Source organism: Pirellulales bacterium, assembly GCA_035939775.1.
GTDB lineage: Bacteria > Planctomycetota > Planctomycetia > Pirellulales > DATAWG01 > DASZFO01.
In genome coordinates, this window is sequence record DASZFO010000140.1 from 1 (window position 1) to 6,736 (window position 6,736).

Sequence of the window (6,736 nt, forward strand, 5' to 3'; positions counted from 1 at the left end):
TCACGGATCAGTCGCCCTTCGATTCGGGCGTCGCGGGTCGCCTTCGCTTGCGATTCTTCATTGGCCGCCGCCAAGCCGCCGGAACGAACCCACTCGAGAATGCACGAGAGCTTCTCGGCATCGAACCAGATACCGTGCCGATTGCAGACATCGACGATCACACGGCTGCGATGGCCAAAGTTCTGCCGGATCATCAGCGCGTGACAAACCGGACAGGGAATATAGGCGTGCTGCGGATGCGTCTCGGCGCCCACTGCCGCGCAATGTTCGGAGACCGGCGGCGGATCGCGATGGTCGGCGTTCTGTCCCTCTTGACTCGCCTGCCGAATGAGCTGCCGGAACGTTTCGGTCCCTACCCAAATTCCAGCGCAAGCTTGACACTCCAGGACTAAACCTCCGCCGATAGCGCGGCTGTTCAAGCGGTGGCCTTCTCCACATACCGGGCAAATCAGAGCAGTCTCTTCGATACTCAGCGGCTCGGCCGCCAATGGGTTGCCGCAATGGTCGCAGAACTTCGCCCGATCGCTGATGCGAGCCAAGCAGTGGGGGCAGATCGTGTCGAGGTCCTGCTCGCGCAGCGTGAAATCGGCGCCGCAAAAGCTGCACTGCGAATTCCCCTCGTGCCGCGGCGCCCCGCAAGAGGCGCAGCGCACCACCGTCGCATCGTGTCCTTGCGGCTGCGCGATCGTGACGACCTGGCCGCACCGGCAGCGAAACCGCCCGCCGGCCGGTCGGCCGGAGGCGTCATATTGGCGGTGGCAGGCAGGGCAGGCGATGAGGAGACGCATGGGAGGGGAGGCCGGAGGTCGGATTGTTGGAGTTCAGCCTTCAGGCTGTCGTCCGCAAGCTAAAGCCCGTACTCCAGCAATTGGTCGGTCGCCGGAGATCGTTCGTTGGCCGGTTCGCTCGCGAACCGAGGATCGCGCTGGCCGGAATAGACCGCTACATGGACGGTCCGACGGGGTTTCATTTCCGTCAGTGTACGCCTGCCGACCGAGGCTGTCGAGAAATCGGCGAACTGCGGGTTCCCGCCAATCGCGACACGGCAAGATTTACCGGATTTACCGGTGCTTTCTGTTGACGGCTGTGGAGCCGCTGTTTAGGCTGGAACGAGCGCTGTTTTATTCTGCGTAATCGTCGTGGTCGGCAGCGTCATCAAAATGGGCGGCGGTTTGGGGCCACTCGCGCCCCCGGAACAACTGTGATGAGGAGCCTTCTGCATGTCATTGAATGACTGGGTCTCGCGCCAATTCTCCCGTCCAGCTTCCCGCGGCCGACGTGCGAAGGGATCTGCGCGCAAAGCGGGGCGACTAGCAATCGAGCAGCTTGAATCGCGCCGCATGATGGCGGTTCGCGTACACCAGGTCGCCGGGGTCTGGTTTTTCGACCTCGACCCAAATGCAACTCCTCTGGATGCCGACTACTACGCCATCGATCTGCAATTCCACCGAGGATCCGACAGCGTCCATTACATCATTGACGACCTTGGCGGAGGGAATCCGAAACTCGCTGCAGAGGCACAGGGCGACATAACGGTCGGCCCCGGCGAGACGTTGACGCCGGGTCAGGGTATTGTGATTGAACTCAACGATCCAGGCATCAGCAAAATTCCTGGCCTAACCAACCAAGTTGAACTCGAAGACGTCAATAGCGGGGGTAACACTGGCGGCCTGAATACGCGACCTCAGGACGAAACCTTTTCGATGAGCGTCTGGAAGGAGGCCGGTCTTGGCGTCATCGGTCCCGTTGCCGAGTACGATCCTTTCCCGAGCGGCAACACGAACGGGATTCCCGATTCGAACACGCAAACCCCGAATCTTCAGGTGCTTTGGGAGACCTTCAACACCAGCAAAATTGCCCAGACGCTCTTCGTGGCCGACCACACGACAGATGGCGGCGATCGAATCGCCGTTCAAGCCACCGACGGCCCCAATCCAGTGACTTTAGACCCTGGTGTTAGCACATTTCTCACCGGAGGCGTTTTCCATTATCCCGGCGAGTTTCAAGCGCCAGTCCCGGTCTCAAGGGGCGACGAGTTCGATATATCGTCCGATTCGGCTGTCAACGACGGCCCCAATTTTATCGGCAACACGAACGGCATCACCGGCCCGCTGACCATTGAACAGGGCGCGGGACAAAACACCGTCATCATTTCCGACAAGGGTGACACGACGTTGACGATGCCTCCCACAGTCACCCTGAGCAGCGCCCCGGGGTTGGCACCGCCGGAAATAGACGGCACGATCACGGGGATTTCCCCCGCTCCCATCAGTTATTTCAATCCGGTTGCACCGGATCCTTTCAATTTGCCGGTGCCCATCAGCAGCGTTTCGCTGGAACTCGTCGGCGCCGACGCGATGCCCACCACGTTCGATGTGACTGGCACCATTGAAAACGCCAGTATCGTGGGACATAAAGACCCGGCTAATAACCCGTGGCTTAACACTCTGACTCTCGACGGCGGCGCCGTCGGCGGAAATGTGTTCAACATCCAAGCCGCCACCGTCAATAAACTGACGATCAATTCCACCACTTTGGACTCGATCAACATTGCCTCCGACGCCCCGACGAACGCCGGCAATACAGCCGGAATCGGCGCCGCCACTGCGATTACGGTCAATACCAGTGGGCTTGGAAACACGCTGGCAATCAGCGACCAGTCGGGCGCTAATCCCGACAACGTCACGCTCACCAGCTCTCAGATCAGTGGATTCAGCACGACAACTTCAACAACTCCAGCTGGATTCACCACAATACTTCCAATCTCCTACACCGAAGCCGCTGGCGGCGGCGGGCTCGCATTCGTTCTCCGCGGTCCGGACACTCAGCCGACGGTTTTCAACGTCGCCAGCACGCTGCCGTTGGACACCGTGATTCTTAACGGGGGTCCCATTGGCGGCAACGTATTCAATATCCAGACGGCCGCTGGGTTATCCGTCACGGCCAATACGGGGGACGGCAACGGGGACATCGTCAACGTCACCTCGACTCTGGGCTCGCTCGGCGGAAATCTGGACGGTATCGCTGCCCAAGTGACGGCCAACTTCGGCATTGGCACCGGCGATATCCTGAATGTCAGCGACGAAGGAGGCCTCGCAAGCAGCACCACGGCCGATGTCACGCTCTCCAATACGCTGGTCGGCGCCGTCACCTACAACTTCATCAGGGGCTTCACTCCGCCCTACATCGCTTACTCCGAGGGCGGAACTCTGGCGGTCAACATTTACACTTCAAACTCCCAACCGACCGACGTCTCGGTCGCAAGCACGCTCGGTGCGGGGACTACTTTGTCGCTGACCGGCGGCGCGGGAGGCGACAATGCCTTCAATCTGCTCAGCGCCACCGCCGATTCGGTGACCATTAACACGGGCAACGGCGGACTCAACGCCGTCACCATCTCGGATAGCGCACCCGGTGTCTCGGGCACAACGGCGGGGATCAGCGCCACCACGGCGGTCACCGTCAACACGGGCTCCGGGGCGGACAAGCTCGTCGTCAGCGATGCCGGAGGCGCCGCGGGAGACGCGGTAACGCTCACCAATGCGCAAATCAGCGGATTTACCACGATTCCGATTGCTTACACCGCCGTCTTGAGCGGGAAGCTCGAAATCGATCTCGATGGTTCGAACGCCAGTGGAGACACATTCAATGTCCCCAATACGCTCGCGCTGGGCCTCGGAAACTCAGTGTCGCTTACCGGCGGTCTTGCGGGAGGCAATGCGTTCAACCTTGGCTCGACGGCCGCCGCGAACAACGGCCAGCTAAGCCTCCTCGGCGCCACGATCACCGTCAACGGCGGCGGAGGGATCGGCAACAATTTGGAAATCAACGACCACGGCTCGACGGGAGCATTCAACTATCAGGTCGGCTCCAGCAGCGTGAAGACGGACATCTCGAGTCCCCGTCCGTTCGGCGGCGTGACGTTTTCAAACGTGCAAACGATGCAGCTTGACGCCACCGAAAAGCGAAACCTGTTCACCGTGGCTCCGAGCGCGACCACCGTTTACACCATCAACGGTTACGGACCAACCGCCACCGGCGCGCCGGGAGGAAACGTCCCGGCCAACGCCGGCGATCAGATTACTCTCGTCCCGGCCGGCACGCAGAACTTCGTGCTCACGAAGACGGCCGTTCCCGCCGGAGGCAATTCATATAACGGCAATTGGACTTTCAGCAACCGCGACCCGATCAATTTCACCAATATCGAGTCCCTGCCGATCCCAAATGCCGGCCCGTCCGTTTCCAATCCGATCCTTGTCGAGGGCGCCGACGCCAGCGTTTCCGGCCAGCCGCTGGTCAAAGTCCTATTCGCCGCCAACGGCCAGTCGGTCGATCCAGCGCATCCCAATGGCTTCCTCGCCTACGAGACGACCTATCACGGCGGCGTTCGCGTCGCGGTCGGGTATTTCGACAACACGGGACAACAGGAAATCGCGGTTGCCCCCGGGGCCGGACATTCGCCCACCGTCAAGGTGTTCGATCTGTTCGGAAACATGTTGTTCCAGTTCCAGGCCTATGCGTCGACCATGACCAACGGGATCAATATCGCCGCGGGCAATATCGAGGGCACGGCGGCGGGTAAGACCGAACTCGACGACATCGTCACCGTCCCCGCCCGCGGCGTCTCCGAGGTCCGGGTCTGGCACGATCAGTTCCCGACGGTCCCGGCCGTGCCCGTCACCATGTACCGCGACTTCACCGTCTTCGGAACGGGCTTCATCGGCGGCTCGACGGTGGCCGTGGCCGATCTCAATCTAGACGGTCGCGGCGACGTGATCGTCGGTTCCGGATCCGGAATGCAGTCGCTGATCGAAACATTCGACGTGAAGCTGGCGGCGTCATCGTATAATCCATTCAGGATCTTCTATCCGTTCGACGCCAGCTATCGCGGCGGAGTCAACGTTTCGGCAATCAGCGTCGGGCCGGGTGTTACCGTCCCGGAAGTCATCGCCAGCCAGGCAAATGCCGGCTCGCCGATGGTCCGGATCTTCAACGGAGTGAATGGCATCGTTACGAACACGTTCACTCCTTACGCGGGCAGCGGCTCGAATACGGCGGTGCGTACGGTCGCGAAGTCGGTCGGCGGCCACCTGTATGTCTACACCGCCCAATCGACGCACGGACAGAGCAATACGATTCGCCAATACGATCCGTCCACCAACGCGATCATCGACTTCATTCTGGAGAGCGATCCCAATTTCCTCGGCATCTATTTGGGCTAGAGCCAACGACCCTCGCAAGGCATTTCCATTTTGAAATAGCTTAGCCCTTTGAAGCGGAGAACCACGGATTAAACGGATTTCACGGTTAAGACACGGCAAGAAATGGATTTGGCCCTGGTCAGAAAATCCGTGTCATCCGCGTAATCCGTGGTTTGCAGCATTCGACTACAGAGTTACAAGAAGCGAAAGGCCATGGCGATTCGGGCCTCGCGCTAGACTTTCCACGTCGTTAAAACATAATGGAAATTGCACGTTTTTGATCGGCATCGTTATTGAATCGGCGCAGCGGATTGCGTCTAGCTTACGCGGCGATTTCCCGCCGTGGCTCGTCCGGAACCTTCTATCTCGTTCGTGAGGAGAGAGTCTTGTCCATGTTTGGCAACCACCGCGCCCATTCCGAGCCCCGCCTCGGCCGCAAGAATAAACGTCGCAACGACCGCAAATCAGCGCGCCGGTTCGAGCAGCTCGAAGAGCGCTTGACGCTGAGTTCGAATCCGACACTGAGCATTCCGACGACTCTGGTCGGATTGCGGAACGGCATTGTGGCCGTTCCAATAAATGTCAATCAGCTTACGGACAACCTCGGCGGCTCGCTGATTTCGACGTTCACGGGAAGGGGGAACACTTCATTCGACCCCGCGGCGCTTGCCTACATCAACTGCACCCGAGCCGGCCTGAGCAGCGCGGATTTTGCCGTCGATTTCGATCCGAACGTGTTCAGCGTCAGCCGGTCCGACGTTCATCTCGGAACGATCCCATCGAACGTCGTCGCTCAGTTTCCGTTCAGCCTCCAACCAAACAGTAATCCGCCGCCGATTGGTTGGACCTTGACCGTCGGCATTTCCGCCGCGAATCCGGGGCAACTGAATATCCACCTCGCGGCCTCAAACAAGTATGCCAACATCATCAGCACGACGGCGACATCATCGCCCGAAAACGTCTCCGACCTGGTTTTCGCTGGCCCCACCAGCGCGCCCACGGGTCCGGTCGTCGGCTCGATCGATTCGCTCGTGATGATCGACTTCCATATCAAATCGACTGCCGCGCTTGGTAAGACGCAAATCAACCTTGCCGCCACCAATGCGGCCGGGGCAAACCCGACCGACATGTTCGACGCGACCGGCCGTAAGTACACGCTCGGCCCGGCGCCGACCAATGGGAGCGCGGATATCGGCGTGGACGGCACACTCACGGTCTTGTCGACTCCGCCCGCAGTGGGAACTTGGACGCAGATTAATGTCACGACGCCGACGACCAACCCTCTCGTCGCCGCGGCCATCCTCAACGAAGGCATCGGTCACATGCTGCTGTTGCCCGATGGCTCCGTGATGGCGCAAGGCGGCTCCGACCAGCCGACGGCCGACTGGTTCAAGCTGACTCCCGATGCGACGGGCAACTACGCCAACGGGACTTGGACGCAATTGGCGTCGATGAACACCGGTCGCCTGTTTTATGGATCCGTCGTTATGCAGGACGGACGAGTGATGGTTCTCGGTGGCGAGTTTTCGTTCAAT

The 6,736-nt window shown here is 60.1% G+C and carries 3 protein-coding genes; 2 read left to right on the plus strand and 1 reads right to left on the minus strand.

The window, feature by feature from the left end; all coding sequences use genetic code 11:
• The coding region (locus tag VGY55_09230) for a zinc ribbon domain-containing protein (protein HEV2970160.1) at window positions 1-788 on the minus strand (788 nt) is incomplete at its 3' end.
• 555 nt (window positions 789-1,343) lie between these two features.
• Between VGY55_09230 and VGY55_09235 the strand changes: the two genes are divergently transcribed.
• A complete protein-coding gene (locus VGY55_09235) occupies window positions 1,344-5,222 on the plus strand; it encodes a hypothetical protein (protein ID HEV2970161.1) in 3,879 nt (1,292 codons plus the stop codon).
• Window positions 5,223-5,593: 371 nt separating this feature from the next.
• Window positions 5,594-6,736, plus strand: a 1,143-nt coding sequence (locus tag VGY55_09240) for a hypothetical protein (GenBank protein ID HEV2970162.1), incomplete at its 3' end; no start/stop codon positions are given.

Excerpts from the sequence above, each read along its gene's own strand:
- VGY55_09235 (HEV2970161.1), top strand. The coding sequence starts at position 1,344 with ATGGCGGTTCGCGTACACCAGGTCGCCGGGGTCTGGTTTTTCGACCTC.